The organism is Ferruginivarius sediminum (genome assembly GCF_003344765.1).
GTDB lineage: Bacteria > Pseudomonadota > Alphaproteobacteria > Kiloniellales > Rhodovibrionaceae > Ferruginivarius > Ferruginivarius sediminum.
Window position 1 is genome coordinate 238203 of sequence record NZ_QPMH01000003.1, and the last position, 25026, is coordinate 263228.

Below are 25026 nucleotides of genomic sequence, written 5' to 3' on the forward strand. Positions count from 1 at the left end.
ACGCCGCGACTGGAGGGCCCGCCGGGATATCCGCTGTCGCGCCGCGCCTCCAACCGCCTCAAGCCGGAGTATGTATCAGCGATACGGCAAGCATTATTACCACATGTGGATGAAATCTTGCCGCCGCGCCGTCAGCCGGTCCTGCGCTCCCGGATCGAATCATAGGCGGCAAGCGCCGCGGCGGTCACGGTGTCGTTCACCGTCGAGCCCATCGGCACGATCTGCGCCGGCTTCGACAGGCCAATCAACAGCGGGCCGATCACCGTGCCGCCGCCGATATGCTGCAACAGCTTCGCCGAGATATTGGCCGAATGCAGCGCCGGCATGATGAGCACGTTGGCCGGCCCAGACAGACGGCAGAACGGATAAAGCTCCCGCATCAGGTTGTGGTCGAGGGCGACATTCGCTTGCATCTCCCCGTCGTATTCGAAATCGACCGTCATTCCATCCAGCACGTCGATGGCATCACGGATCCGCCGCGCCTTCTCCCGCATCGGGTTGCCAAAGTTGGAAAAGCTCAGCAAGGCGACACGCGGCTCGTGGCCCATGGCGCGCGCATGTGCGGCCGACTGCACCGCGATGTCCGCCAGTTCCTCCGCCGTGGGCAGCTCGTGCACCGAGGTATCCGCCAGGAACACCGTGCGCCCGCCCTGCAGCACCATGGACAGGCCGAACACCCGGTGGCCCGGCTTGGAATCAAGCGCCCGCATCACGTCCTGGAACGACACGACGAACGAGCGGGTGAGCCCCGTTACCATCGCGTCGGCATCACCCTGCGCTACCATGCAGGCCGCGAAGACGTTGCGGTCCTGGTTCACCAGCCGCTGGCAGTCGCGATAGAGCATGCCGCGACGCTGGTGACGGTTGTAGAGATAGTCGGTGTAGGGCGTGTTGAAGTGGCTGAGGCGGGCATTGTGGATTTCCAGGCAGTCCGCCTCCACTCCGATGGACTGCATGGTCTCGCGGATACGCTCTTCGCGGCCGATCAGGATCGGCTGGCCGTAGCCGCCGTTGTAGAACGCGATGGCCGCGCGGATGACGCGCGCCTCCTCGCCCTCCGCGAAGACGACGCGGCAGGGATGCTGGCGCACCGTGTCGAAGATCACCTGCAAGCTGGCCGTCGTCGGATCCAGTCGCGCCGACAGCTCCTTGTCGTAGGCCTGGATATCCGCGATCGGCTTGCGCGCCACGCCGGTCTCGACTGCCGCTTTCGCCACCGCCTTCGGCACGGCGACGATGAGGCGCGGATCGAATGGCGCCGGGATGATGTAGTCGGGCCCATAGCGCAGCCGGCGGCCGGCGTAGGCCGCATCCACCTCGTCCGGCACGTCCTCCCGCGCCAGCTTGGCCAGCGCCTCGGCGGCCGCGATCTTCATCTCCATGTTGATAGTCGACGCACGGACATCCAGCGCACCCCGGAAGATATAGGGGAAGCCGAGAACATTGTTGATCTGGTTCGGATAGTCGGAGCGGCCCGTGGCAATGATGGCGTTCGGCAGGACCTCCTTCACCTCTTCCGGCAGGATCTCGGGATCGGGATTGGCCATCGCGAAGATCAGCGGGCGATCGGCCATGGCCTGGATCATCTCCTGGTTCACCGCACCCTTCACCGACAAGCCGAAGAGCGCGTCCGCGCCTTCCAGCGCCTCGCTCAGGGTGCGTCTGTCGGTCGCAACGGCGTGCGCCGACTTCCACTGGTTCATCCCGGCTTCGCGGCCCTGATGGATGACGCCGCGGGAATCGCACACCAGCACATGATCGTGGCGGGCACCCATCGCCTTCACCAGCTCGGCGCAGGCGATGCCGGCGGCGCCGGCGCCGTTGATGACGATGCGCACATCCTCGATCCGCCGGCCCGTCAAGTGCATGCCGTTGATCAACCCGGCGGCGGCGATGATGGCCGTGCCGTGCTGGTCGTCGTGGAACACCGGGATGTCCAGCAGCTCCTTCAGCCGCTGCTCGATGATGAAGCACTCGGGGCCCTTGATGTCCTCAAGGTTGATGCCGCCGAAGGACGCGCCGAGGAAACGCACGCAGTTGACGAATTCGTCCACGTCCTCGGTGCTGACCTCAAGGTCGATGCCGTCGATGTCGGCGAAGCGCTTGAACAGGACGGCCTTGCCCTCCATCACCGGCTTCGAGGCCGCAGCCCCCAGGTTGCCGAGCCCCAGCACCGCCGTGCCGTTGGAGACGATGGCGACCACATTGCCCTTGGCGGTGTAGTCGTAGGCCTGCTGCTCGTCCTCCTTGATCCTGAGGCACGGATAGGCGACGCCGGGCGAATACGCCAGCGAGAGATCGCGCTGGGTGGTCAAAGGCTTGGTCGGCCTTATTTCAAACTTGCCGCGCCGCCCGCGGGCGTGCAGGGCAAGGGCTTCCTCTTCGGTGATGCGGGAGTCGTTCTTGGCCAAACGGGACCTCCGGAAATCGGTTCGCGGCGGCGCACAATCGAATCTGCACACCACACTGAATTTTCCGTAGGTTAGACGTGTGTGCACAGCGGCGGCAAGCCTGCCTCGGCGGCGCCCCTCTCAAGGACCTGCCGAAAGCGCGCTTTCGAGGGCCTTATTCCCGTATGCCGCGCCATGCACGATGCAAAGGGAGAATGACCTTGAAGCCCTTGACCCTCGCAGCAACGGTCCTTGCGCTGTTGGCCTTTTCGCAGGTCCCGGCGGCCTGCGCGCAGACGCCCGAAGACAGCCCCGTCACGCTGGATCGCGTGTTCCCGGAGCTGAAGTTCGAGCGCCCGGTCGCGCTGATCCAGTCGCCTACGGCCGATGCCACCTGGTACGTGGTGGAACAACGCGGCGTCGTCTGGCGCGTCGAAGCCTCGCGGGGCAAGACGGACAAGACGGTCTTCGCCGACATTCGCGGCCGGGTCGAGGACGGACCGAACGAGGCCGGGCTGCTCGGCATGGCATTTCATCCCAACTTCGCCCGCAACGGCGAGGTCTTCCTATCATACACCACCGACGCACCGGGGCTGACGTCGCGCATCGCGCGGTATCGCTCGCCGGACGCGGGGACGACGCTCGACGTCGGCGGTGAAGAGGTCCTGCTTGAGCTGGAGCAGCCTTTCGGCAATCACAACGGCGGGCACATCGCCTTCGGACCCGACGGCTATCTCTACGCCGGTTTCGGTGACGGCGGCGCGGGCGGCGATCCCCACGGCAACGGGCAAGACCCCATGACGCTTCTGGGCACCATCCTGCGTCTCGACATCGACGACGGGAACGGCGAGTCCTATGGCATCCCGCCGGACAACCCCTTTGCCGGAAAAAGCGGCGGGCGGCCGGAAATCCATGCCTGGGGCCTGCGCAATCCCTGGCGCTTCGCCTTCGATCCCGAGACCGGGGCGCTATGGGCGGCCGACGTCGGCCAGAACCAATGGGAAGAGGTGGACGTCATCCGCCGCGCCGGCAATTACGGCTGGAACATTCGCGAAGGCGCGCATTGCTACCGCGCTGGCGACTGCGCGACCGACGGCCTGATCGATCCGGTGGCGGAATATTCGCACCGCGACGGCTGTTCGATCACCGGCGGACACGTCTATCGCGGCAAGACCGTCCCCGCCTTGGACGGGCACTATGTCTACGGCGACTATTGCAGCGGTCGCATCTGGGCAATGCCGGCCGGAACCCCGGATCGGCCGGGCGCGCCTCGGCTGATTCTCGACACCGATCTTGCGATCTCGTCCTTCGCGCAGGACCGCGAGGGAGAGGTGTACGTGATCGACCACGACGACGGCGCCATCTACCGCCTGGCCATGCGGGAACCGTCGTAAGCCCGGCGAACGCTATCCCGTCTGCCAGGCCTCGATCAGCCGGGTATAGGCGGCGACCGCCTGCTCGATGCGCGCGACCTCGCAATATTCGTCGGTCTGATGCGCCATCGCCGCTTCGCCCGGCCCCAGGATCAGGGTCGGAATGTCGCCGTAGGCGGGCGTCAGGATGGAGGCGTCGGTGAAATAGGTAGCCGTGCGGGCCTCGAACGGCGGGTCGAGGATATCCTCCAGCGCCGCGAAGCTGTCGCGCATCCACGGCTCGTCCGGCTCGGTCCAGACGCTGGGCAGGTCGACCAGCACCTCGATGGCATCGATGTCGGGCGCCAGATAGCGCTCCAGGTCCTGCTTGACGGCGGCGTGGTCGATGCCGGGGATGGAGCGGATGTCGATGCCGATCTCCGCCCGGTCCGGGACCGAGTTCAGGTTCATCCCCGCATGCACCGTCCCGACGTTCAGGCTCGGCGAGCCCATGACCGCGTGCGGCGCGGCGTTGAAGCCGAAGTCCGACAGCTTCGTGAGCACCCGCCCGGCCTTGTAGGCCGCATTGACGCCATGCTCCGGCATCGAGCCGTGCGCCGTCACCCCGGTGCACACGGCCTTCAGCCAGAACGCGCCCTTGTGTCCGCACATCGGATAATTCGACGTCGGCTCGGCCACCACCAGCGCCCCGACCGCGCCCAGCAGGCCCGGCTGTTCGGCCATCGCCCGCGCGCCGTCGGAGCCCGTCTCCTCCCCCGTCGTGACGACGAGTTCCACCCCGGGGCCGTTCGCGGCGGCCTCTTTGCACGCCACGGCGGCCGCGCAGAAGGCCGCCACCCCGGCCTTCATGTCGGTGGTGCCTCGGCCGTACATGCGGCCGTCGACGATTTCCGCGGCCAGCGGGTCGTGCGTCCAGGGCGCGGCGCCGAACGGCACGGTGTCCAGATGCCCGGTGAAGCCCAGCGCCCTGCCCCCGCGCCCGATGCGCGCGACGAAGCCCTCACGCTCCGGCGCCAGCCGGTGATAATCCACCTGGAAGCCATGGCCGGCCAGCAGCTCGCCCAGGCGGCGGGCAATGGCCGCCTCGTTGCCCGGCGGGTTGACGGTGTGGCTGCGCACCAACTCCTGCGTCAGCGCCACCGCGTCGATCGTCTCGCCCATGCGAGCTCCCTTCGTCATCCCGCCCGGCCTCGGTCAGCCGAAATAGGCGGCGTGAACCTCTTCGTTGGCGCGCAATTCCTCGGGCGTGCCCGCGGCGACGACGCGTCCCTTCGACAGGACATAGCCGCGATGGGCGATGGCCAGCGTCTGCCGGACGTTCTGCTCGACCAGGAAGACCGTGATGCCGCGCTCGTTGATACGCTGGATTATCTTGAAGTTCTCCTTTACGTAAAGCGGCGACAGGCCCAGCGACGGCTCGTCGATCAAAAGCATCTTGGGCGCGCTCATCAGGCCGCGGCCAATCGACACCATCGCCTGCTCGCCCCCCGACATCGTGCCGGCAAGCTGGTCTCGCCGCTCCTCCAGGCGCGGGAAGATCTCGTAGACCTCGGCAATGCGCTGCTGGATGACCTTCTCGTCGGTCTGCTGATAGGCGCCCAGGCGCAGGTTCTCCTCGGTCGTCAGCTTGGGAAACACCTTGCGCCCCTCGGGGATGCAGGACATGCCAAGTCCGACGATTCGATGCGTCGCCATTCCGGTCAGCGCGGCGTCGTTGAATTTGATGTTGCCGGCGCGCGGCGGCGTCAGGCCCAGGATGGAGCGAATCGTCGTGGTCTTGCCCGCCCCGTTGGAGCCCAGGAGGCAGGTGATCTCGCCCGAGCGCGCCTCCAGCGACACGCCCTCCAGGACATCGGCCTTGTCGTACGCGGTGTAGACGTCCTCAAGGATCAGGTTCGCCGTCATGCCACCCTACTCCGCACCCAGATAGGCTTCCTGCACCTCGCGGTCGTTTGCCACGTCCTGATACGTCCCTTCCGCGATCTTGCGGCCAAAGTTCAGGACGATGCAGCGATCCGTGATCCGCTCGATGACGCCCATCTCGTGCTCGATGATGATGATGCTGAGGTCCTTGATGCGGTCGCGGACCTCCAGGATGTCGTCCATGAGCTGCCGCGTTTCCTCGTGGGTCATGCCGGCCGAGGGTTCGTCCAGCAGCAGCAGCTTCGGGTGCGAGATCAGCGCCCGGCAGATCTCGATCCGGCGGCGGTCGATCATCGGGAAGCCGGCGACCGGCTCGAACATACGCTCGGCCAGCGGCGGGTCGAAGATCTTCACCAGCTCGTGCGCTTCCTCGTAGGACTCCTCGAACGCCTTGCGCAGCTTCTTGCGGGCGAAGACGTTGGCCCACAGGCCGTGGTCCAGTCGCTTGTGGTTGCCCACCATGATGTTGTCGAACACCGAAAGCGGCAGGCACATGCGCGAACGCTGGAAGGTGCGCGCGATGCCGGCGCGATAGACCTCTTGCGAGGAATAGGCGGTGATATCCCGGCCGTCGAAGGCCGCCGCGCCGTCGCTGAAGCCGTAGATGCCGGTGAGGACGTTGAAGAACGTCGTCTTGCCCGAGCCGTTCGGCCCGATCAGCCCCAGAATGGCGCCGCGCGGCATCTGCAGGTCGAGGGTATCCAGCGCCACCAGGCCACCGAAACGGCGGGTAACGCCCTTGCAGTCGAGGATCGCTTCGCTCATCGCGGCCTCCAGCCCGGGAAGTAGATGCGGTCGGCGCGCGGCAGCAATCCGTTCGGCCGGAAGCGCAGCACCAGGATCACCAGCGCCGCGAACAGCAGGAAGCGGTACTCCTGGATGAGCTGTAGCTTCTCCGGCAGCATCACGATGATGGCGCTGGCCAGCGCAATGCCCCAAACGCTGCCCATGCCGCCCAGCAGCACGATGGACAGCAGGATCAGCGAATCCGCGAAGGTGAAGTTCGTCGGCGCGATGAAGCCCAGGATCATGCCAAGCAGCGCGCCGGCGGTGCCGATCATGAAGTTGCCCAGCATGAAAGCGGTGATCTTCCAGCGCGCCAGATTGATGCCGAAGCAGGAGGCGGCCAGCTCGTCGATCCTGACCGCGTCCATGTTGAGCCCGACCCATGAACGCTCGATCCGCCGCGTCAGCGCGAAGGCCAGGATCGTGATGACCAGCGCCAGCAGGAAGTAGTTCATGTAGAACGACGCGTAAAAGTCGCCGATCTCGATGTTGCTGTTGAAGCCCCATCCGAACAGTGTCATCTCGCCCACGGCCAGTCCCTGCGGCCCGCCCAGGCTGTCGTTCACCTCCAGGAAGGTCTTGAACAGCACGGCGAAGGCGATGGTGACCACTGCGGCATAGTGCCCGCGCGTGCGCAGCACCGGCAGGATCAGCACCGAGCCCACGATGGTCGCCATCAGCCCGCCCAGCGGCAGGATGACCAGCGGCGGGATCGCCGTGTGCTGTGTCAGGACCGCCGCCGTGTAGCAGCCAACGCCAAGGAACGACGAACCGGCGAAGTTCAGGATTCCGGTATAGCCAAGCTGAACGTTCAGTCCCAGGCACGCCGTCAGGTAGAGCATGGCCATCGTCAGCATGAGCAGGGCGAAATGATCCTCCCGGAACACCCAGGCGATTGCCAGCGCGCCGATCACAATGGCGGTGTGCATGGTGAGCTCATGGTCGCGGAATGCCGCGCGGACGCGCTCCAGCAGGCCCAGCTTGCCGGCGCCGAGGACGGCGACGGCGGCGAATGCCAGCAGGCCGCCGACCGCGGCTTCGCTTTCCGCCATCAGGAAGACAGCCGCGAAGACGGTCATGCCCGCGATTGCAAGAATGCCGATGGGCAGAGCCGTCGGATCCTGCCGGCCGGCTGTTGCCGGCTGCGTGTTTTCCATTGCAGGCATGGCCTCAGACTCGCTCGCTGACCTTTTCGGGGATCAGGCCGGTGGGCCGCCACGCCATGATCGAGATGATCACAGCAAAGGCGAAGACGTCCTTGTAGGCGCTTGCAAACGGCAGCGCGACCGCGCCGATCGTCTGCAAGGCCGCGAACAGAAAGCCGCCCAGGATGGCGCCGTAGATATTGCCGAGGCCGCCCACGATCGCGGCGGCAAAGCCGATCACGCCCAGCAACAGCCCCATGCCGAAGTTGATCTCGTTGTAGTAAAGCCCGTTCATCACGCCGGCCACGGCAGCCGCGGCGGAGCCTATGGCGAAGGTGACGAGCACGACCAGTTCGAAGTTGATTCCCATGATCCGCGCCGTCTCGGCGTCCTGCGCCACGGCACGGATGGCCAGGCCCAGCTTCGTGCGGTTGATGACCGTGTGGATGGCGACGATCACCAGCACGCCGGCAATCAGCAGCATCAGACTATCGACTCGCAGATCGAAACCGCCAATCGGTATGACCGTATCCGGCAGCAGCCGCGGAAACCGTTTCGGGTTGGAGCCTTCCGGAAAGAACAGGCGCACGGCTTCGCGCAGCACCGTGCCCAGCATCATCGTTGCCAGCAGGATGTTCAGTGCCGGCGCGTTCGTCAGCGGCAGGATGAGATATTTCGCGATCGCCGCGCCCAGCAGGCCGACAAGGACTGTGGAGGCGATCACTAGCAGCACGATCTGAATCACCGGCATGTGAACGCCCGCGGCCTCGAGGCCGAGGAAGGTCGTGTAGCCGGTGAACGCGCCAACCATCAGCACGTCGCCATGCGAGAACTTGATGACATCCAGCACGCCGAAGAACAGCGTGAAGCCCACGGCCACAAGGGCATACATCATGCCCAGCATCAGGCCGTTAATCACGTACTGGCCAAGCAGTGCAAGGTCCATAAAGCGGCTCCGGATTGAATGCGGACGCGCACGTACGGCGCGGCGGAAGTGCCGGCGGCGGCCGGGAAACGGGCCGGCCGCCGCCGGGAATGCGGCCAAATGCGTTACATGCCGTTCAGCTTGCGCTCGCCGCTGGCGTACTCGCTGTCCTCCCAGACGACCCACTTGCCGTCCTGGACGACGAACTTGGTGATCAGCGCGACGGCGTTCTGGCCGTGGTCGTCGAAGGTGATCTCACCGACGATGGAATCACGCCCCTCCACCTTGTTCAGCGCGTCACGCACCTTGCGGCGATCCGGGCCGACCTCCTCGATCTTGTCGAGGACCAGGTTCATTGCCGCGAACGCGAAGGCGCCATAGGCCTCCGGCGGCTCGTTGTAGTTCGCCTTGTCGTACTGCTCCTTGAAGTACTGGCCACCCGGCAGCTTCTCGATCGGGGCGCCCTCGATGAAGGCGACGGTGCCCTCGGCCAGCTCGCCCAGCCCCTCGATGTAGGCGTCGGAGACGATGCCCGAGGTGCCCTCGAACTGCGCGTCGATGCCCAGCTTATCCATCTGCGAGCGGATGCGCACGCCGATGGGCGTCAGGCCGCCGAAGTAGATCACATCCGGGTTCAGTGACTTCGCCTGCGTCAGCTCGGCCGTGAAGTCCTGCTGATCCGCCGTGACGCCGAAGGTGGCCAGCACCTCGCCGCCGTTCTTCTCCAGGCTCTCGGTGAAGTACTTCTTGTGGCCCTGGCCGTAGTCCGTGGTGTCGTGGATGACCACCCAGGTCTCATAGCCTTGATCGGTCATGAACTCGGCAGCGACCTGGTTCTGATTGATCATCGTGCCGTTGACGCGATGCACCTCGGGGTAGTCGTTGGCATAGGTGATGTCCGGCAGCACCGCGCCCCAGACGACCACCGGCAGGCCGAACTTGTTGTAGGTGTCCACCGTGCCCATCGCCACGGCCGAGCAATAGTGCGTGACGCCGGCGACCACATCGCGGTTCGCCGCCGCGCGCGTCGCGACCTGCACGCCAACGTTCGGCTTGCACTCGTCGTCGAGCGTCAGCAGTTCGTACTCGTACTTGGCGTTTTCGTCCTGATTGCGAAGTTTGACGGCAAGGTCGGCGGAGTTGCGGCCACCCAGGCCGTTTGCCGCGACGCCGCCGCTCAGCGGCCCGATAAATGCGACCGTCACCTTCTCCTTGGCGACGGCCGGGGTCTGCGCAACGCCGGCCGCCAGCGCAAGCGCCGCCGCCGTCGCGAGGAAAGAGCGTCCGAGCTTCATTATTGAAGCCTCCCGTTTGTCTGGCGAATTCCCCTGTCTCGCCGGCGGGCCCGACCGACGCCGTCGCGGGTTCTCAAGTGCCCTGTCGAAAGCCGCCCGTGCCCGTCCACCGGACCGCTAGAGCCTGACAAAGGGATTACCCCCAGGTCAACAGTGTTGCCTAAACTTAAACGCATCTGTTTGCCGGCACCCAGGCTGAGAGCGGCTTTCAGGCGATCAGAATGTCGGCGGAGTGTTCACCCACAACACCCTTGCCACCTCGGGTCCGGGGTTGCGATAGCCGTGCCGGCGCTGGCTTTCGAAAAAGAAGCTGTCGCCTTGCTCCAGCACACTGGTCTCGCCGTCCACGGTCAGTTCCAGCCGGCCTTCCAGGATATAGCCGACTTCCTGGCCGACGTGACGGATCGCGCCGTCGCTGCCGCCGCCGGGGGCGACGATGTGAACGGTGGCCTGGAGCAGGTTGCCCTTGGTGTAGGGTGCCAGGCGTTCCAGTTCCACGCCGCTGCGCTGGCGCAGGGAGTCCGTGCGGATGACGGGCCGGCGGCCGGCGCGCGCGACCCACTCGGCATCGTCCGCGGTTTCCGCGAACAGCTCGGAGATGTTGGTTTCCAGGACGCCGACGAGGTTGTGCAGCGTCGTCAGCGAAGGGTTCACGACGCCGTTCTCGACGCGCGAGAGGAAGCTGGGCGAGCAACCCGCCTGGGCCGCGAGCGTACGTAAACCCAGCCCGCGAAGCTGGCGAAGGTGGCGGATGCGGACCCCGATGCGGGAGTTCGAGATGTCGCTATCTTCCTGAATGTCCGCTTTCTTACTCATCACCCGGAAGCCTAACGGGAAGTTCCGGTTACGCAACAGTGTTTCACGGCACGTCAGGCGTGCCATGCTCGCAATACCAGTCGATGCAACCTCGGATCACACGGCCTGCACTGGTTCTACCTGCGACGACCGCTGCGCGGCGCCATCGATCTGGCCGCGTTACTGGTGGGGGCGACACTCCTCGTGGCCGGCTTACTAACACCCGACGATTGCAGACGGCTCGGGCTTGGCCTGCTCCTGCTTGTCGGAATCACGTTTGTGCAACTACCCGCGCTGTTTCGCTCACGCCTGCTGGTGCGCCGCCATAACATCGAGGTTCGCGAAGAGGCCCTGGCGCGTCGGGAGCGGCAAGCACATTGAGCTGCGCCGGTGCTTACTCCTGCCGGGCCTCTTCCTTGTCGACATCGGAATCGGCGTCGTTACCCTTGCCGATGTAATAGCCGGCCCCGCCGCCGGCGGCCCCGGCGACAAGAGCCGTGCAGCCCGACGTGGCAGCCGCGAAGGCCGCAATGGCAACGATTGCGATAAAGCGCGTCATCTTCGTCTCCGTACCCGTTGAACCGCCGCACCCTAATCACCCGGTTCGGGTTCGGCCCGTGACCATTTTCTAACCCGCACCGACATCGAAAGGCACGGATGCCGCAAACGACCGGATCCACCCGCGCGAAATGGCGATCCCGGCTGTCGCGAGTTACGGCCTGCGATCGTATGATCGCAACGCATAACAAAAGGCTAATCCCTGCATTCGACGCAAAGGGAACCGAGTGCGGCGTACTGGCGGCGGGCCGGGACAATCACGATTTCTTCTGCAACGGATCGAGCCTAAGACGGCATTGGGCCGCCGGGGCAGACAATCGATCCCGCATATGGACATTCAAAGATGACGACCTTCGCCAGGAAAACGCTCGCGGCCGCGATGCTGGCCTCGACAGCGTTGACCTTCACCGCGACCGGCGCCTTGGCCGGTGAAGGACAAGGTGCGGACGCCCGCGCGTATAAGCAGGTTGCCAGGATGGTCGAGAAATCCAAGCAGGAGTCCGGGATCAGGGTATCCAAGGGCCTGACCGCGGAAACGACCTTCGTTTACACGCCGTATCCGACCGTGTTCATGGGAACCGGCGGCAAATAACGGATAGACCGGACCAAACCTGCGTGCTTGTGCAGCCCCGCGAAGGCGGGGCTGCGTGTTTTCATCCCCCCTCGAAAGCGGCCAGCACGCCAAGGGCGTTCACGCCGATCTCTTCCACCGCATAGCCACCCTCCATCACGAAGACCGTCGGCCGCTTCAAGCCGGCAAGGCGTGCCCCGATCCTCGGGAACTCCCCGCTGGAAAGCCTGAAGCGCGAGATCGGGTCGCGTTCGAAGGTATCGACGCCCAGCGACACGACCAGGACGTCTGGGCCGTAGTCCTCGATCCGCCGGCAGGCGGCGTCCAGCGCCTCGGCATAGGCTGGCCACTCGGTTCCCCAGGGTAGCGGGAAATTCGCGGTGTGGCCCTCGCCCGCACCGCTGCCGGTCTCGTCGGCATGGCCCAGGAAGTACGGGAATTCCTGGCGCGGGTCGGCATGGATGGAGGCGAAGAAAACGTCCGCGCGATCGTCGAAGATGGCCTGCGTCCCGTTGCCGTGGTGGTAATCGACGTCAAGGATGGCAACGCGCGGCACGCCCTGATCGCGCAGCCATTGCGCCGCGATTGCCGCGTTGTTCAGAAAGCAGTAGCCGCCCAGCAGATCGGCCGCCGCATGGTGTCCCGGCGGCCGGCCGAGCGCGAAGGCCGACGGCGCGCCCGCGTGCACCAGCGAGGCGGCCGTCAACGACACCTTCGCGCTAGTCGTGGCTGCCTGCCATGTCCCGGCGGTAATCGGCGTTCCGGCGTCCATCGCGTAGTAGCCGATCTTGCCGTCGATGTTCTCGGGGCGCGCCTGGCGCAGGGTGCGCACCGGCCAGATCAGCGGCAGGGCATCCCGCTCGCCGCCGTGCTCGGCTTCCCACGCGTCCCACGCGTTCTCAAGGAAGTCCAGATAGCCGGCGTCGTGCACCGCGGCCAGCGGTTCGCGCCCGAAATCATGCGGCGCGACAACCTCGCCAAGCCCCTCCGCCTTGACGCGCGCCAGGATCATCTCCGCGCGTTCGGGCTTTTCCACCACGGGCATCAGATAGCCGTCGGTCAACTCGCCCCGGCCATGCTGCCGGTGGTGGTTCTCGCTGTAAACGGTCTTCATGTCGTCTCGTCCAGGATCTCGATGTGATCGGCGGTCCAGGCCCCCGGCCAGACCTCCGCCGCGCCCTCTCGCAACGCACGGATACGGTTTACCGGAATATCGGATACGAGCACCGGCCCACCCCCCTCGACCTCCGCCGCCGGCGCGATTTCGTCGCGGACGCCCGTATAGCCGAGATCGGGCTCGCTTGGAACGTAAACCGCCGCACCGCCCGTGTTGCCGTCGCGCGGGCGTCCCGTGGCGGCATCCCCGATCACGCCGACCGCCAGCACCGCCGCCTGAAGTTCGACGGCGCGCGCCCGGGCGCAGCTATGCACCCTGTAGTGGCCCGAGAGACGCTCCGTCATCGACGGCACCAGCAGCAGGTCGGGGCGATACGGCGCGATACGGCTGGCCAGGGCCGGCAGTTCCACGTCCAGGCAGATGGCGGTGGCAAGGCGCAGGCCGTTCCATTCGACGAACTGGAATTGCCCGCCGGGGTTCAGCATCCAGCCGTCCGGGTCCTTCTCGCTCGGCGTCAGGCACAGCTTGTCCTGATGATAGCGGCGGCCGTCGGGCAGCAGCAGCCAGGCGCGATTGACGAAGCCGACATCGCCGTCGCTCTCGCCCGCCTCCGCCCGCCAGGGCCAGCTTCCCGGCAGCAGCGCCATGTTGTGCCTGGCGGGAAGGTCGGCCACGGCGGCCAGCGCATCGGGCGCCTGCGCCGCCATCCAGGCGATCTCCTCGCTTGCCGGCAGATCGTCGGGGGCGAACGACAGCCATTGGGCCGAGGCGTACTCCGGCATGACGAATATCTCGGCCCCCTGCGCGCGCGCCGCCGCCATGCGGGCATCCACTTCGGCCGCCCAGGCGCCGATGCCGTTCAGTGGCCGCGCCAGATTGGTGGCCCAAAGAGCCACCTTCACATCCCCTGCCGTCCTGGCTGTCATTCGCACTCCTCTCGACGCACGAACGGGCCGGACGTGATCCGCGCCCGGCCCGCCCGCGCAGACGTCAGTCTACTTCTTCAGCGTGGTCCAGACCTTGTCGCGCAACTCCCGCGCCGCGGTCGAGCATTCCTTCGACGGCCGCAGGCGGTCGGCGTATTCCTTCGGCATATTCACCGCCGGGTCGCTCTTCAGCGATTCGTCGAGGTATTCGCCCGAGCCCGCGATAGCGTTCATGTAGCCGGTGTAGTTGGTCGCCACGGCGGCGTTCTGCGGGTCCATCATCCAGTTGATGAAGGTCTTGGCGTTCTCCGGGTTCGGCGCGTCCTTCGGAACCACCATGTTATCGGACCAGAACGCCAACCCCTCCTTCGGATAGATATAGGTGATGCTCTCCCGCTGCTCCTTCGCGCGGTGGGCGGCGCCGTTCCACATGTGATGCATCACCACCTCGCCGGCAACCATGCGGTCGATGGTGCCCGTCGAGGAATAGAGCGCCAGATGCGGCTTCTGCGCCATCAGCAGGTCGAGGATCTTCTGCGCCTGGGCCGGGTCCTCGGTGCAGACGTCGATGCCGAGATACCGCGCGGCCGCATTGTACATCTCCACCTGGTCGTTCAAGGCCGCGATCTTGCCCTTCAGTTCGTCGCGCGGCTTGAAATATTCCTCCCAGGTCTCGTCAAGTTCCGGCGCCTTCGCGGTATCGTAGGCCAGCCCCGTGGTGCCCCACATGTACGGCGCTGAATACTCTCGACTGGGGTCGTAGCTGGGGCTGTCGTGCGGTGACTGGACGTTCTTGAAATTGGGAAGCTCGGCCGTGTCGATCTTCATCGCGAGATCTTCCTCGCGCATCACGTCGACCATGTAGCCCGACGGGAAGACGATGTCGTAGCCCGCCGCGCCGGCCTGGAGCTTCGCCAGCATGGTTTCGTTGGAATCGTAAACGTCCAGCGTGACGTCGATGCCGGTCTCGGATTCGAACTTCTCGATCAGATCGGGCGGGAAATAATTCGCCCAGTTATAGAGAAACAGCTCCTTCGCCTGCACCGCCGAAGTGCCGAACGTCATCGCCGTCGCCGCCAGCGCGGCAAGCACGCCTCCCTTGAACCGCATCGTCCTGCCCTCCCGTCTTCATGATTGTGGGTGTGCGGTGAAGTCTCGCTTGCGCGCTCCAGCCGGTCAACGCTGGCGCTGAACCAGGAACGACAGCGAGACGAACAGGATTGAAACCAGCAGCATGAGCGAGGAGAGCGCGTTCACCTCCGGCGTCACGCCGATCCGGATCATGCCGAAGATGTAGACGGGCAGCGTGGTGGCGCCCGCGCCCGCGACGAAATACGTGATCACGAAGTCGTCCAGCGAGATGATGAACGCCAGCAGCGCGCCCGAGAGGATTCCCGGCCACAACAGCGGAAGCGTCACGCGGCGGAACGCGCGCCACGCGTCGGCGTAAAGGTCGGACGCCGCCTCGCGCAGGGACGGGTCCATTCCCTCCAGGCGCGCGCGGATCGGCAGATAGGCGAAGGGCGTGCAGAAGACCGTGTGGCCGATGATGACCGTCAGCAGGCCCAGCTTGATCCCCACCAGTATAAAGAACAGCAGCGTCGCCACCGCCGTCACGATCTCGGGCACGACGAGCGGCAGGCCCATGACGCCGTTCACCGCCGCTTCGCCGCGAAAGCGGCCGCGCGCCATTCCCAGAGCCGCCAGCGTCCCCGCCACCGTCGCGATGAAGGTCGCGGAGAACGCGACGATCAGCGAGTTCCTGGCGGCGCGCAGGATGTCGCCGTTCGACAGAACCTCCACGTACCAGTCGGTCGTCAGGCCGGTCCAGATCGTCACCGTCCGGTTCGCGTTGAAGGAAAGCACGATCAGGATCACGATCGGCAGGTAGAGATAGGCGAAGAACAGCGCCGCCGCCGGCCGGACGCCGGCGAAGCGCCACAGCGGATTGCCGCCGCGGCCGCTCATGTTCCGCCTCCCGGCGCACGGCGGAACCGCAGGGCGTAGGCCATCATCGCCAGCAGCACGATTGCCAGCAGCGCGAAACCGAGAGCCGCGCCGAACGGCCAGTTCCGCGCCGCGCCGAACTGGTTCTGGATCAGGTTGCCAATCATCAGCGACTTGGAACCGCCCAGCAGTTCCGGCGTGACGTACGCCCCCAGGCAGGGGACGAACACCAGAATACAGCCCGCGATGATCCCCGGCAGCGCCAGCGGGACCACGATCCGCGCAAGCGCGCGGCGGCGGTCCGCGCCCAGGTCGAAGGCGGCCTCCACCAGCCGCAGGTCCAGCTTCTCCAGGCTGGCGTAGATCGGCAGGACCATGAACGGCAGGAACGAATAGGTCAGGCCCACGCCGATGGCAAACGGCGTGTAAAGTACGTCGATCGGCTCTTGCGTAAGCCCCAGCCAAGCGGCCGCGTTGTCGATCAGGCCATTGTTGCGCAGCAGGATGATCCAGGCGTAGTTGCGCACCAGCAGGTTGGTCCAGAACGGGATCGTCACCATGAAAACCAGCAGGTTGCGATACCACCTGTCATCCTGGAGCGCGATGTAGAGCGCCGTCGGAAAGCCGATGGCCAGCGCCAGAAGCACCGTGACGCCCGACAGCACGAAGGAGCGCAGGAATATCTGCAGGTAGTCGGCGTTCACCGACAGGCTGCCCATCAGGTCGCGCTCGAACAGGAACTTGATGTACGCCTCGGCGCTGTACGTGCCCCATTCCACGCCGCCGTGCGTACCCTTTTCCAGGATCGACACGTACGCCATCAGAATGAGCGGCAGCACCATGAAGCCGCCGATGATGGCCAGGGACGGCGCCAGCAGGGCCGTACGTTGCGCAAGTTGGGAACGGCGAAGCGCGGCCAGCATCAGTCCACCAGCACCTGCACGGCCTCGGGCGGGATGCGCAGGCGTACGCTGTCGCCACTGGCGAACGGACTGGCCGCGCCCTGGCGGTTCTGCACGCGCACCAGTACGGGCTCGGGCAGGCTGTCGATGTTAATCCGATAACTCGTGTCGGTGCCGAAGTAGACCACCGTCTCGACCACGCCTCTGAGGCGTCCAGTGTCCTCGCCGGCCTCGGCGTTAACGGGCTCCAGGTCCACCCGTTCCGGCCGTACGGCAAGCGTCACCCGCTCGCCTTCGGTATGCGCCTCGGCGTGGCGCGTCGTGACCATGCCGCCGACATCCAGCTTGATCTGGATCTCGCCATTAGCCGCGCGGCCAAGCACGCCCTGGAGAAAGTTGGTATCGCCGATGAAGTCGGCCACGAAGCGCCGTGTCGGCCGCTCGTAGATCTCCGCGGGCGTGCCCACCTGCAACACCTTGCCGTCCTGCATCACGGCAAGCCGGTCGGACATCGTCAGCGCCTCTTCCTGGTCGTGCGTGACGAAGACGAAGGTGATGCCGGTTTCCACCTGAAGCCGCTTCAATTCGATCTGCATCTCCTTGCGCAGCTTCAGATCGAGGGCGGAAAGCGGCTCGTCGAGCAGCAGGACCTTCGGCCGGTTCGCCAACGCGCGGGCCAGCGCGACACGCTGCTGCTGGCCGCCGGAAAGCTGTGCCGGCTTACGCTGGCCATAACCGGCCAGCTTGACCAGGGAGAGGACCTCCTCCACCCGCCTTTCGATGTCGCCGCGCCGCCAGCGCTGCATCTCCAGCCCGAAGGCCACGTTGCCCGCGACCGTCATGTGCGGGAACAGCGCGTAGTTCTGAAACACGGTGTTCACAGGCCGGCGGAACGGCGGCAACCCGGCCAGATCGTCACCGTAAAGCCCGATAACGCCGGCCGTCGGCTGCTCGAACCCGGCCAGAAGGCGCAACAAGGTGGTCTTGCCGCAGCCGGAGGGCCCCAGAAGCGTGAAGAACTCCCCCTCGCGAATCGCCAGGGATACATGGTCCAGGGCGTGGACGGCCTCCGCGCCCTGCCCGAAGACCTTGGTGATGTCCCGGATATCGATGGCGTTCGCTTGCGGCACCGGTTTGCGACACCCTCCGCGTCACTACAAATCCGAAGCGGGCGCCCGCCGCCTCAATGCGGGAAAGCCTAGATACCGCCGACGATCCTGACAAGCCGAACGGCCGGCGCGCCCTTCAATCGAACGGGGCCGTACCTACTCGGGCAGCGCGTGCGCCTCGGCCAGACGGGCCTCAACCGAATCCCAGATTTGGCCTTCCAGGTTCGTCTCGTCGAAGCGGTCGATCTCCTGCAGGCCAGTGGGGGACGTCACGTTGATCTCGGTAAGGTAGTCGCCGATCATGTCGATGCCGACGAAGATCTGGCCGCGTTCCTTCAAGGTCGGGCCGATCGCCTCGCAGACCTCGCGGTCGCGGCGGGTCAGCACCGCCTTCTCGGCCCGCCCGCCGACATGCAGGTTGGCGCGGGCGTCGCCCCTGGGCGGAACCCGGTTGACCGCGCCCGCCGGCTCGCCGTCGATCAGGATGATGCGTTTGTCGCCCTTGCGGATATCCGGCAGGTAGGCCTGCACCATGATCGGCTCGCGGTAAATGCGGGTGAACATCTCCAGAAGCGCGTTCAGGTTCTCGTCCTCCGTCGTGATGCGGAAGACGTCGGCGCCGCCGTTGCCGAACAATGGCTTCAGGATCACGTCGCGGTGCTTGTCGCGGAACGCCATGATCTCTTGCTTGTCGGAGGAGATCAGCGTCGGCGGCATGAACTCGGCAAAGTGGGTGACGAACAGCTTCTCCGGCGCGTTGCGTACTTCCGCCGGGTCGTTCACCACAAGCGTGCGCGGATGCACCTTCTCAAGCAGATGAGTGGCGGTGATATAGGCCATGTCGAAAGGCGGATCCTGGCGCATCATCACCACGTCCATCGCCGCCAGATCGATGGTCTCCCATTCGCCATAGCTGAAATGGTTGCCGGCCTCGCGCTTCAGGCGCATGGGCCGCGCACGGGCATAGACCCGCCCCTCGCGCAAGCTCAGCGCGTTCGGCAGGTAGTGGTACAGCCCGTGGCCGCGCTTCTGCGCTTCCAGGCCAAGCACGAAGGTGCTGTCCGCCTCGATGTCGATGCCTTCGAGCGGGTCCATCTGGAAAGCGACGGCAAGGCTCATCGCGTGCAGTCCCCCTGGATGTCTGCGGTTCTCGCGCCGGACGTTATAGCTGCCGGAAAGCGCATTGTCGCGTCCGGATTGCGCACGGCTCAGTTGAGCCGGCTGCGCAGCTGCGCGATAAGCTCGCGAGCTTCCTCCCGCTTCGCCGGATCGTCGCTCAGTTCGACGAACTGCTCCAGCGCGGTCGTCGCCGCCCGCAGGTTGCCCTGGTGGGCGTGCAAGAGTCCCGCCTCACGCCAAAGCCGCGGCTCGCCCGGCGCGAACATCAGCATTCCCTCGATCACGCCTATCGCCTCGTCCGCCTGCTGCGCCTTGAGCAGCCGCAGCTTCCGGTTGTTCTGAAGCCGCAGCAGGATGCCCTGGTTGCCAATCGTCTCGTAGTGGCTGGGATCCAGCTCGGCGTCCTCGCCCGCAACCGCCTTCAGCAGGCTACGCAACTGCTGGGCGCTCAACTCGGTCAGGCCAGTGAAGGGGTCGACCACCGCACGCTCGCCGCCCGCATCGAGGCGGAGCAGGAAATGGCCGGGGAAGTTGATGCCGCCGATCTCCCATCCCTGCGCCCGCGCCGTGTGGATATAGAGGATGCCCAGTGCCACGGGCAGGCCGCGTCGGCGGTCGATCACCCGCATCAGGTTGGCGTTCTGCAAATCGTCATAGGTTTCCCGGTCCCCGTGATAGCCGTACCGCTCCACCAGAACGGTGCGCAGGATGGCCAGCCGCCGGGCAAGCGGGGGCGCCGGATCGTCGCCCGCAAGGTCAGCGGCGTCACGGGACAGCAGCGAGAGGTGATGGCGATAGTGGGCGAGACCGCGCTCCGGCGTCTCCAGCGCGGCAAGTGCCAGCGCACCCTCGCTGAGGTCAATATCGCGGTCGTCCAGACCGGCGATACCGCGAAGGATCTCCTCGGCTTCGCGCGGCGGCGTCAAGTGGTTCCCTCGCCCGGGGCCGCCCCGGCCTCGGCTGCATTCTTGACCCGGACATAGCTGACGACCTTGCGCACGTGGGCAAGGTTGCGCGCGTGATTGAGCACCCGGTCCAGCTCGGCCTGCGTCTGCGCCACGCCCAGCAGGTAAATGACGCCGTTCACCGTTTCGACCGAATAGTTGATCGAACTGACGTCGCCGTCGAATAGCAGCTTGCTTTTGAGCTGGGCCGAGATCCAGGTATCGCGCGCAAAATCCTCGATCCCGCCGCCCTTCGACACCTCTACCTCGTTGATGACCTCCTTGACGCCATCGGCCTGCCAGGCCAGCCGCACGGCATCCGAACGCATCTCCTCGCTCGGGACGACGCCGGTGACCAGCACGCGGCCTTCCTGCACCTGCAGGGAGACCTTGCGGTACATCTCCTCGTCTTCCTGCAGCCAAAGATGGTTGATTTGGACGCGGATGTCGCTGTCCGCAATGGCGCCGGAGATTCCGCGGTCCTGCGCCGCGGCGACGCCGGCGGTTGCACCCGCCCCGGCGGCCACGCCGACGGGCGAGCACGCCGCCTGCAACAATCCCAGAACGACGGCGGCTCCGACTGCGATACGACCTAGCACGATGTCCATTCCCCCTTGCAGCGGCATGGTGCCGTGACACACGGCTTCAAGTATTAACGGCCCGATCCCCGCCTCGCCAAGCGTCGATCACGTGTCGCGGCGCTTGTCCCGGCACGATCAGCACCGCGTCAAAGCGCAGGTCGCAGTCCGCCAGGGCCGGGTTGCGTTGCAGGAATATCTCCGCGGCGCGGCTGATTCGGGCCCGCTGCCGGGCGGTGATGGCGGCCAGCGCGTCGGCCAGGTTGCCGCGCGCCTTCACCTCGACCACGATCAGAAGTCGCCCGCGCCGCGCGATCAGGTCCACCTCCCCCGCGGGGGTGCGCAAGCCGCGCGCCAGGATGCGAAAGCCCTTCAGCCGCAGCCACAGCGCCGCCAGCCACTCCCCGCGCCGGCCACGCCCGCGCGCGGCCTGCCGCGCGGCACGGCTCACGAACCGCGCTCCGCCTTGATGTCCAGGGCGCGGGCATAGACCTGCTTCCTGGGCCAGCCACTGTTCCGCGCGACCTCCGCCGCCGCGTCCCGGACGCTCATGGCTTCCAGCGCATCGCGAATCCAGGCATCGACGGTCTCGGCGTCGGCGATCGAATCGGCCGCGTCCGGCGGCGCAATGACGACGGCGATCTCCCCCTTTGGCGGGGTTTCGTAGTCATCCGCCAACACGTCGAGCGGCGCGCGGCGGACCTCCTCGAACCGCTTGGTCAGTTCGCGCGTGACGGTGGCCTCCCGCGCGCCAAGCACCTCGGCCATGTCGCGCAGGCTGGCGCGCAGGCGCTTCGGCGACTCGTAGACGACGAGCGTCGCCTTCAGGTCCTTCAATTCCGTCAGCACGTCGCGCCGCGCCTTGCTCTTGGCGGGCAGAAAGCCCTGGAAGAAGAAGCGGTCGCTCGGCAGGCCCGAAACGACCAGCGCCGCCATCGCCGCCGATGCGCCCGGCAGGGCCGTCACGCGCCCGCCCGCATCCTGCACCGCGCGGACCAGCTTATAGCCGGGATCGGAGATCAGCGGCGTACCGGCGTCCGACACAAGGGCCACGGCGGCGCCCGCCTCGATACGGCGGACGATCTCGGGGCGGCGCTGCGAAGCGTTGTGTTCGTGGTATGACAACATCGGCCGCTTGATGCCGTTGGCGGCCAGCAGCTTGCCGGTCACGCGCGTATCCTCGCAGGCGATGACCTCCGCGCCGCGCAGGGTTTCCAGCGCCCGCAGCGTGATATCGCCCAGATTACCGATCGGTGTGGCGACGACATAGAGGCCTGCCGGCAGCGTTGCCGGAACTTCCCCCGCCTGTTGCGGCGCATCGGCCGCGCCGCTAGGCTCTCCCTCGTCCAATTTCGAGGGCGGCCGCGGCAACTGTGAGCTTTGGGACATTGCAAACGCACCGATGGCTGAACACCGGGCGCATCGTTCTGGCCGCCGTTCTTGCAGCGGCGCTGACGGCCTGCGCCCAGCAAGGCAAGGTAGATCGCGGCGATGAGCCGGGGCAAGGGCAACCTGGGGCCGAAATCATCGAGCTGGATTCGGACCGCGCGCCGCCCACCTCCGAGGAGCTTGAGCCGCAGCCGGACGGGCCCGGGACGGGCGAGGTCGAGCTGACGCCGCCCGACGGCGTCGCCGCGCGGCATAAGGTGGCGATCCTGCTGCCGCTCAGCGGGCCGCGGCACGAGCTTGGCAATGCCATGCTCCAGGCCGCGCAGCTTGGGCTGTTCGACACGGCGGGCGAAAACTTTGCCCTCATCGTGCGCGACACCGAGGGCACGGCCGAGGGTGCGGAAGCTGCCGCCCGCGAAGCCGTCGATGCCGGCGCGGAACTGATCCTGGGTCCCATCTTCTCGAAATCCGTGGAGGCCGTGACCCCGGTGGCGCAGAGCGCGGCGGTGCCGGTGATGGCATTCTCCAACAACCGCAAGGTGGCCCGGCCGGGGGTCTATGTCCTGGGCTGGCTGCCGTCGGAGCAGGTGGAGCGCGTGCTTGGCTATGCCGTCAGCCAGGGCCTGCGCCGCTTTGCCGTGCTGGCCCCAAGCAACGATTACGGCGACCTGATCGTGAACGCGATGGAGACGTCTGCGCGCCGCCTGGGCGGCGAACTGGCGCGGGTGGCGTATTACGACGCCACCTCTCCCGATGTCTCGGCGCCGATCAAGCGCCTCTCCGATTACGAAGAGCGCCGGGCCGCGCTGCGCCAGCGGATCGCGCAGCTTGAGAACCAGGGAACGGCGGCGGCAAGGGGGGAGCTTGAGGAACTCAAGACCATGGACGCGCTGGGCAGCGCGCCCTTCGACGCCGTCATGGTTCCCACCGGCGGCAAGGAGCTGCAAACCATCGCGCCGACCCTGCCCTTCTACGACGTCGATCCGGACGAGGTCCGCTTCCTCGGCACGGCACAGTGGAACGACCCCAGCCTGGGCACCGAGCCGGCACTGATCGGCGGCTGGTTCGCCGCGCCCTCGCCGGACGGCTGGAATAGCTTCAAGACGCGTTACAACCGGACTTTCGGAAGCGTTCCGCCCCGGCTGGTGTCGCTGGCCTATGACGCAACGGCTTTGGCCGCCCTGCTGGCCAGGCGGGCCGCGAACGACGACACGCGCGAGCCCGGCAAACCGGTTTACGACCCCGCGACACTGACCATGGCAAGTGGTTTTGCCGGCGTGGACGGTGTGTTCCGGATGCGTCAGGACGGTCTGGTCGAGCGCCGCTACGCCGTGATGGAGATGCAGCGCAACGCCCTGAAGGTCCTCGACCCGGCTCCTACGGACTTCCGCACCCTGACGTACTGAGGTTCTTGCCTCTATCCGCTATCCCAGAAGGTGGCCCAGCAGCGCGTTGAGGCGCAGGCGGCCCGCCGGTGTGGTGCGGATCGCCGTTTCGTCGATCCGGAGATAGCCAGCCTCGGCGAGGGCCGCAAGCTTGTCCGGGTCCAGAAGCGCCTCGGGTTCCGCCCCCAGTTCACGCCGGAAGGCCTTGCGAGCGATGCCCTCGTGCAGGCGCAGGCCCATCATGACCATTTCGGTAAGCCGCTCATCCGCCGATAGCGGCGAATCCTGCTGCGTGGCGTGGCCAGCGTTTTCGACGGCCGAGAGCCATGCCTCCGGCGCGCGGTGCTGGCGCGTCGCCGTCTTCGCGCCGTCCAGGGTCAGGCGGCCGTGCGCGCCCGGCCCAACGCCGATGTAGTCGCCATAGCGCCAGTACGTGAGGTTGTGCCGGCATTCCGCGCCCGGCCGGGCGTGGTTCGAGACCTCGTAGGCGGGCAGCCCGGCGCGGTCCAGAATCTCCCGCGTCTCCTCGTAGAGCGCGGCTGCGGTGTCGTCGTCGGCGGTCAGCCGCTCGCCCCGCTGCCAGGCGGTGTAGAAGCGCGTGCCGGGCTCGATCGTCAACTGATAGATGGAAATATGCTCCGGCCCCTCGGCCAGCGCGCGCTCAAGTTCGCCGCGAAGGCGCGCGACGTCCTGCTCGGGCCTGGACGTCATCAGATCGAAGGAATAGCGAGGAAAACTGCGCCGCGCCAGGTCGACCGCGGCCAGCGCCTCGGCGACGGAGTGCTGGCGTCCCAGGAACTTCAGCGCCGCGTCGTCCAGCGCCTGCACCCCCAGCGACGCCCGGTTCACGCCGGCGGCCCGGAACGCGGCGAAGCGTTCGGCCTCGGCGGAGGTCGGGTTCGCTTCCAGCGTGATCTCGATACCGGGATCGATCTCGAAGTGCGCCGCCACGGCATCGATGACGGCGGCCACGGTATCCGGGTGCATCAGCGAGGGCGTGCCCCCGCCGAAGAAGATCGACGTCACCCGCCGCCGTCCCGCCCGTGCCGCGTAGTGCGCCAGCTCCCGCAGCAACGCGCGGCGCCAGCGGCCGTGGTCGATATCCACGCGCACATGGCTGTTGAAGTCGCAGTAGGGGCACTTCGACAGGCAAAAAGGCCAATGGACGTAGATGCCAAAGCCCGGATCGCGGTCCACGGCCCTCACCATATCGGTCTGCATCGCGGTCTCGGCGACGGCGGGGTTCATCCTTCCAGAATATCCTCCACCAGCTTCTCGAACGCGCGGGCGCGATGGCTGATGCGGTGCTTGTCCTCGGGTTCCATCTCTCCGAATGTGGTGTCGAGACCCTCGGGAACGAAGATCGGATCGTAGCCGAATCCGCGGTCCCCGCGCGGCGGCCACACCAGGGTTCCCTCGACCCGGCCCTCGTAGGTCCGCACCGCGCCGTCCGGCCAGGCGAGGCACAACGCGCAGACGAAGGCCGCGTGCCTGTCCTCGGCGTCGCCCAGTTCCTGTTGCACCCGTTCCATGGCGACGTTGAAGTCCTTGTCCGATCCGGCCCAGCGCGCGGAATAGATGCCCGGCTGCCCATTCAGGGCGCGCACGTCCAGCCCGGAATCGTCGGCCAACGCCGGCAGGCCGGACGCCTCGGCGGCATGCCGCGCCTTCAGTTCCGCGTTCTCGGCGAAGGTGCTGCCGGTCTCCTCTGGCTCCGGGACGTCGCAGTCGTCGGCGGAGAACACCATGACGCCATAGGGCCGCATCAGGTCCGCGATCTCGTGCACCTTGCCGGGATTGTGGCTGGCGATGACCAGCCGGTCGCTGTCCAGGCCGACGCTCATAGGAA

25 protein-coding genes are annotated in these 25026 nt (G+C 66.4%); 3 read left to right on the plus strand and 22 right to left on the minus strand.

The features are described 5' to 3' along the window. Positions 1-131: 131 nt before the first annotated feature. A complete protein-coding gene (locus DRB17_RS04850; protein ID WP_114581053.1) occupies positions 132-2411 on the minus strand; it encodes an NADP-dependent malic enzyme in 2280 nt (759 codons plus the stop codon). 200 nt (positions 2412-2611) lie between these two features. On the opposite strand from DRB17_RS04850, the gene DRB17_RS04855 reads away from it, so the two are divergent. Continuing rightward, a complete protein-coding gene (locus DRB17_RS04855) occupies positions 2612-3784 on the plus strand; it encodes a PQQ-dependent sugar dehydrogenase (protein WP_161958703.1) in 1173 nt (390 codons plus the stop codon). A 12-nt stretch (positions 3785-3796) separates the two neighbouring features. On the opposite strand, the gene DRB17_RS04860 is transcribed toward DRB17_RS04855, so the two are convergent. From DRB17_RS04860 to DRB17_RS20140, 8 genes are all read right to left on the minus strand, one after another. After that, positions 3797-4942 carry a M20 family metallopeptidase gene (locus tag DRB17_RS04860; RefSeq protein ID WP_206607782.1) on the minus strand — a complete coding sequence of 382 codons (1146 nt, stop codon included), beginning with the start codon at positions 4940-4942 and terminating at the stop codon, positions 3797-3799. A 15-nt stretch (positions 4943-4957) separates the two neighbouring features. Then, positions 4958-5668: an ABC transporter ATP-binding protein gene (locus DRB17_RS04865; protein WP_114581056.1), complete on the minus strand. Its 711-nt coding sequence runs from the start codon at positions 5666-5668 to the stop codon at positions 4958-4960. Between the two features lie 6 nt (positions 5669-5674). After that, positions 5675-6451 (minus strand): ABC transporter ATP-binding protein, encoded by a 777-nt coding sequence (locus DRB17_RS04870; protein ID WP_114581057.1) that lies wholly within the window; start codon positions 6449-6451, stop codon positions 5675-5677. After that, the gene (locus DRB17_RS04875; RefSeq protein WP_206607783.1) at positions 6448-7638 is read right to left on the minus strand and encodes a branched-chain amino acid ABC transporter permease; all 1191 of its coding nucleotides are present in this window, start codon (positions 7636-7638) and stop codon (positions 6448-6450) included. The genes DRB17_RS04870 and DRB17_RS04875 overlap by 4 nt, the downstream gene beginning before the upstream one ends. A 4-nt stretch (positions 7639-7642) precedes the next feature. Then, positions 7643-8563 carry a branched-chain amino acid ABC transporter permease gene (locus DRB17_RS04880; protein ID WP_114581059.1) on the minus strand — a complete coding sequence of 307 codons (921 nt, stop codon included), beginning with the start codon at positions 8561-8563 and terminating at the stop codon, positions 7643-7645. 104 nt (positions 8564-8667) lie between these two features. Next, positions 8668-9837, minus strand: coding sequence for a branched-chain amino acid ABC transporter substrate-binding protein (locus DRB17_RS04885; protein ID WP_114581060.1), 1170 nt, complete (start codon positions 9835-9837; stop codon positions 8668-8670). A 216-nt stretch (positions 9838-10053) separates the two neighbouring features. After that, positions 10054-10653, minus strand: a complete 600-nt coding sequence (locus tag DRB17_RS04890) for a cupin domain-containing protein (protein ID WP_114581061.1) — start codon at positions 10651-10653, stop codon at positions 10054-10056. A gap of 373 nt (positions 10654-11026) precedes the next feature. Next, on the minus strand, positions 11027-11191 hold the full coding sequence (locus DRB17_RS20140) for a hypothetical protein (RefSeq protein WP_153242357.1): 165 nt from the start codon (positions 11189-11191) through the stop codon (positions 11027-11029). Between the two features lie 342 nt (positions 11192-11533). On the opposite strand from DRB17_RS20140, the gene DRB17_RS04895 reads away from it, so the two are divergent. After that, positions 11534-11782 carry a hypothetical protein gene (locus DRB17_RS04895; protein ID WP_114581062.1) on the plus strand — a complete coding sequence of 83 codons (249 nt, stop codon included), beginning with the start codon at positions 11534-11536 and terminating at the stop codon, positions 11780-11782. 61 nt (positions 11783-11843) lie between these two features. On the opposite strand, the gene DRB17_RS04900 is transcribed toward DRB17_RS04895, so the two are convergent. From DRB17_RS04900 to rsmI, 11 genes are all read right to left on the minus strand, one after another. Next, complete coding sequence (locus tag DRB17_RS04900; protein ID WP_114581063.1) at positions 11844-12875, minus strand: histone deacetylase family protein; 1032 nt, start codon at positions 12873-12875, stop codon at positions 11844-11846. After that, complete coding sequence (locus tag DRB17_RS04905) at positions 12872-13804, minus strand: nitrilase-related carbon-nitrogen hydrolase (RefSeq protein ID WP_114581064.1); 933 nt, start codon at positions 13802-13804, stop codon at positions 12872-12874. The genes DRB17_RS04900 and DRB17_RS04905 overlap by 4 nt, the downstream gene beginning before the upstream one ends. Before the next feature lie 69 nt (positions 13805-13873). Then, positions 13874-14914, minus strand: a complete 1041-nt coding sequence (locus DRB17_RS04910; RefSeq protein ID WP_114581065.1) for an extracellular solute-binding protein — start codon at positions 14912-14914, stop codon at positions 13874-13876. Positions 14915-14980: 66 nt separating this feature from the next. Beyond that, positions 14981-15772 (minus strand): ABC transporter permease, encoded by a 792-nt coding sequence (locus DRB17_RS04915; protein ID WP_114581066.1) that lies wholly within the window; start codon positions 15770-15772, stop codon positions 14981-14983. Then, positions 15769-16674, minus strand: coding sequence for an ABC transporter permease (locus tag DRB17_RS04920; protein WP_114581067.1), 906 nt, complete (start codon positions 16672-16674; stop codon positions 15769-15771). Before DRB17_RS04920 ends, DRB17_RS04915 begins: the two co-directional genes overlap by 4 nt. Next, positions 16674-17783, minus strand: coding sequence for an ABC transporter ATP-binding protein (locus DRB17_RS04925; protein WP_114581068.1), 1110 nt, complete (start codon positions 17781-17783; stop codon positions 16674-16676). Before DRB17_RS04925 ends, DRB17_RS04920 begins: the two co-directional genes overlap by 1 nt. Positions 17784-17918: 135 nt before the next feature. Next, positions 17919-18881: a glutathione synthase gene (gene gshB / locus DRB17_RS04930; RefSeq protein WP_114581069.1), complete on the minus strand. Its 963-nt coding sequence runs from the start codon at positions 18879-18881 to the stop codon at positions 17919-17921. 89 nt (positions 18882-18970) lie between these two features. Then, positions 18971-19807: a SirB1 family protein gene (locus DRB17_RS04935; protein ID WP_114581070.1), complete on the minus strand. Its 837-nt coding sequence runs from the start codon at positions 19805-19807 to the stop codon at positions 18971-18973. Next, the gene (locus DRB17_RS04940) at positions 19804-20433 is read right to left on the minus strand and encodes a BON domain-containing protein (RefSeq protein WP_241503745.1); all 630 of its coding nucleotides are present in this window, start codon (positions 20431-20433) and stop codon (positions 19804-19806) included. The genes DRB17_RS04935 and DRB17_RS04940 overlap by 4 nt, the downstream gene beginning before the upstream one ends. 37 nt (positions 20434-20470) lie before the next feature. Beyond that, a complete protein-coding gene (locus DRB17_RS04945; protein ID WP_114581072.1) occupies positions 20471-20854 on the minus strand; it encodes a YraN family protein in 384 nt (127 codons plus the stop codon). After that, entirely contained in the window at positions 20851-21792 is a 942-nt protein-coding gene (rsmI, locus tag DRB17_RS04950; protein WP_114581073.1) for a 16S rRNA (cytidine(1402)-2'-O)-methyltransferase, read from the minus strand. Before rsmI ends, DRB17_RS04945 begins: the two co-directional genes overlap by 4 nt. Between rsmI and DRB17_RS04955 the strand changes: the two genes are divergently transcribed. Next, on the plus strand, positions 21792-23198 hold the full coding sequence (locus tag DRB17_RS04955) for a penicillin-binding protein activator (protein ID WP_161958704.1): 1407 nt from the start codon (positions 21792-21794) through the stop codon (positions 23196-23198). The genes rsmI and DRB17_RS04955 overlap by 1 nt on opposite strands. Before the next feature lie 18 nt (positions 23199-23216). On the opposite strand, the gene hemW is transcribed toward DRB17_RS04955, so the two are convergent. Both hemW and rdgB read right to left on the minus strand, forming a co-directional pair. Next, positions 23217-24425, minus strand: coding sequence for a radical SAM family heme chaperone HemW (gene hemW / locus DRB17_RS04960; protein WP_421778455.1), 1209 nt, complete (start codon positions 24423-24425; stop codon positions 23217-23219). Then, the gene (gene rdgB / locus DRB17_RS04965; RefSeq protein WP_114581075.1) at positions 24422-25021 is read right to left on the minus strand and encodes an RdgB/HAM1 family non-canonical purine NTP pyrophosphatase; all 600 of its coding nucleotides are present in this window, start codon (positions 25019-25021) and stop codon (positions 24422-24424) included. Before rdgB ends, hemW begins: the two co-directional genes overlap by 4 nt. Positions 25022-25026 lie beyond the last annotated feature (5 nt).

Coding starts and splice junctions, on each gene's coding strand:
- DRB17_RS04860 (WP_206607782.1), bottom strand. CDS start 4,942: ATGACGAAGGGAGCTCGCATGGGCGAGACGATCGACGCGGTGGCGCTG.
- DRB17_RS04865 (WP_114581056.1), bottom strand. CDS start 5,668: ATGACGGCGAACCTGATCCTTGAGGACGTCTACACCGCGTACGACAAG.
- DRB17_RS04870 (WP_114581057.1), bottom strand. CDS start 6,451: ATGAGCGAAGCGATCCTCGACTGCAAGGGCGTTACCCGCCGTTTCGGT.
- DRB17_RS04875 (WP_206607783.1), bottom strand. CDS start 7,638: ATGCCTGCAATGGAAAACACGCAGCCGGCAACAGCCGGCCGGCAGGAT.
- DRB17_RS04880 (WP_114581059.1), bottom strand. CDS start 8,563: ATGGACCTTGCACTGCTTGGCCAGTACGTGATTAACGGCCTGATGCTG.
- DRB17_RS04885 (WP_114581060.1), bottom strand. CDS start 9,837: ATGAAGCTCGGACGCTCTTTCCTCGCGACGGCGGCGGCGCTTGCGCTG.
- DRB17_RS04890 (WP_114581061.1), bottom strand. CDS start 10,653: ATGAGTAAGAAAGCGGACATTCAGGAAGATAGCGACATCTCGAACTCC.
- DRB17_RS20140 (WP_153242357.1), bottom strand. CDS start 11,191: ATGACGCGCTTTATCGCAATCGTTGCCATTGCGGCCTTCGCGGCTGCC.
- DRB17_RS04895 (WP_114581062.1), top strand. CDS start 11,534: ATGACGACCTTCGCCAGGAAAACGCTCGCGGCCGCGATGCTGGCCTCG.
- DRB17_RS04900 (WP_114581063.1), bottom strand. CDS start 12,875: ATGAAGACCGTTTACAGCGAGAACCACCACCGGCAGCATGGCCGGGGC.
- DRB17_RS04905 (WP_114581064.1), bottom strand. CDS start 13,804: ATGACAGCCAGGACGGCAGGGGATGTGAAGGTGGCTCTTTGGGCCACC.
- DRB17_RS04910 (WP_114581065.1), bottom strand. CDS start 14,914: ATGCGGTTCAAGGGAGGCGTGCTTGCCGCGCTGGCGGCGACGGCGATG.
- DRB17_RS04915 (WP_114581066.1), bottom strand. CDS start 15,772: ATGAGCGGCCGCGGCGGCAATCCGCTGTGGCGCTTCGCCGGCGTCCGG.
- DRB17_RS04920 (WP_114581067.1), bottom strand. CDS start 16,674: ATGCTGGCCGCGCTTCGCCGTTCCCAACTTGCGCAACGTACGGCCCTG.
- gshB (WP_114581069.1), bottom strand. CDS start 18,881: ATGAGCCTTGCCGTCGCTTTCCAGATGGACCCGCTCGAAGGCATCGAC.
- DRB17_RS04940 (WP_241503745.1), bottom strand. CDS start 20,433: ATGGACATCGTGCTAGGTCGTATCGCAGTCGGAGCCGCCGTCGTTCTG.
- rsmI (WP_114581073.1), bottom strand. CDS start 21,792: ATGTCCCAAAGCTCACAGTTGCCGCGGCCGCCCTCGAAATTGGACGAG.
- hemW (WP_421778455.1), bottom strand. CDS start 24,425: ATGAACCCCGCCGTCGCCGAGACCGCGATGCAGACCGATATGGTGAGG.
- rdgB (WP_114581075.1), bottom strand. CDS start 25,021: ATGAGCGTCGGCCTGGACAGCGACCGGCTGGTCATCGCCAGCCACAAT.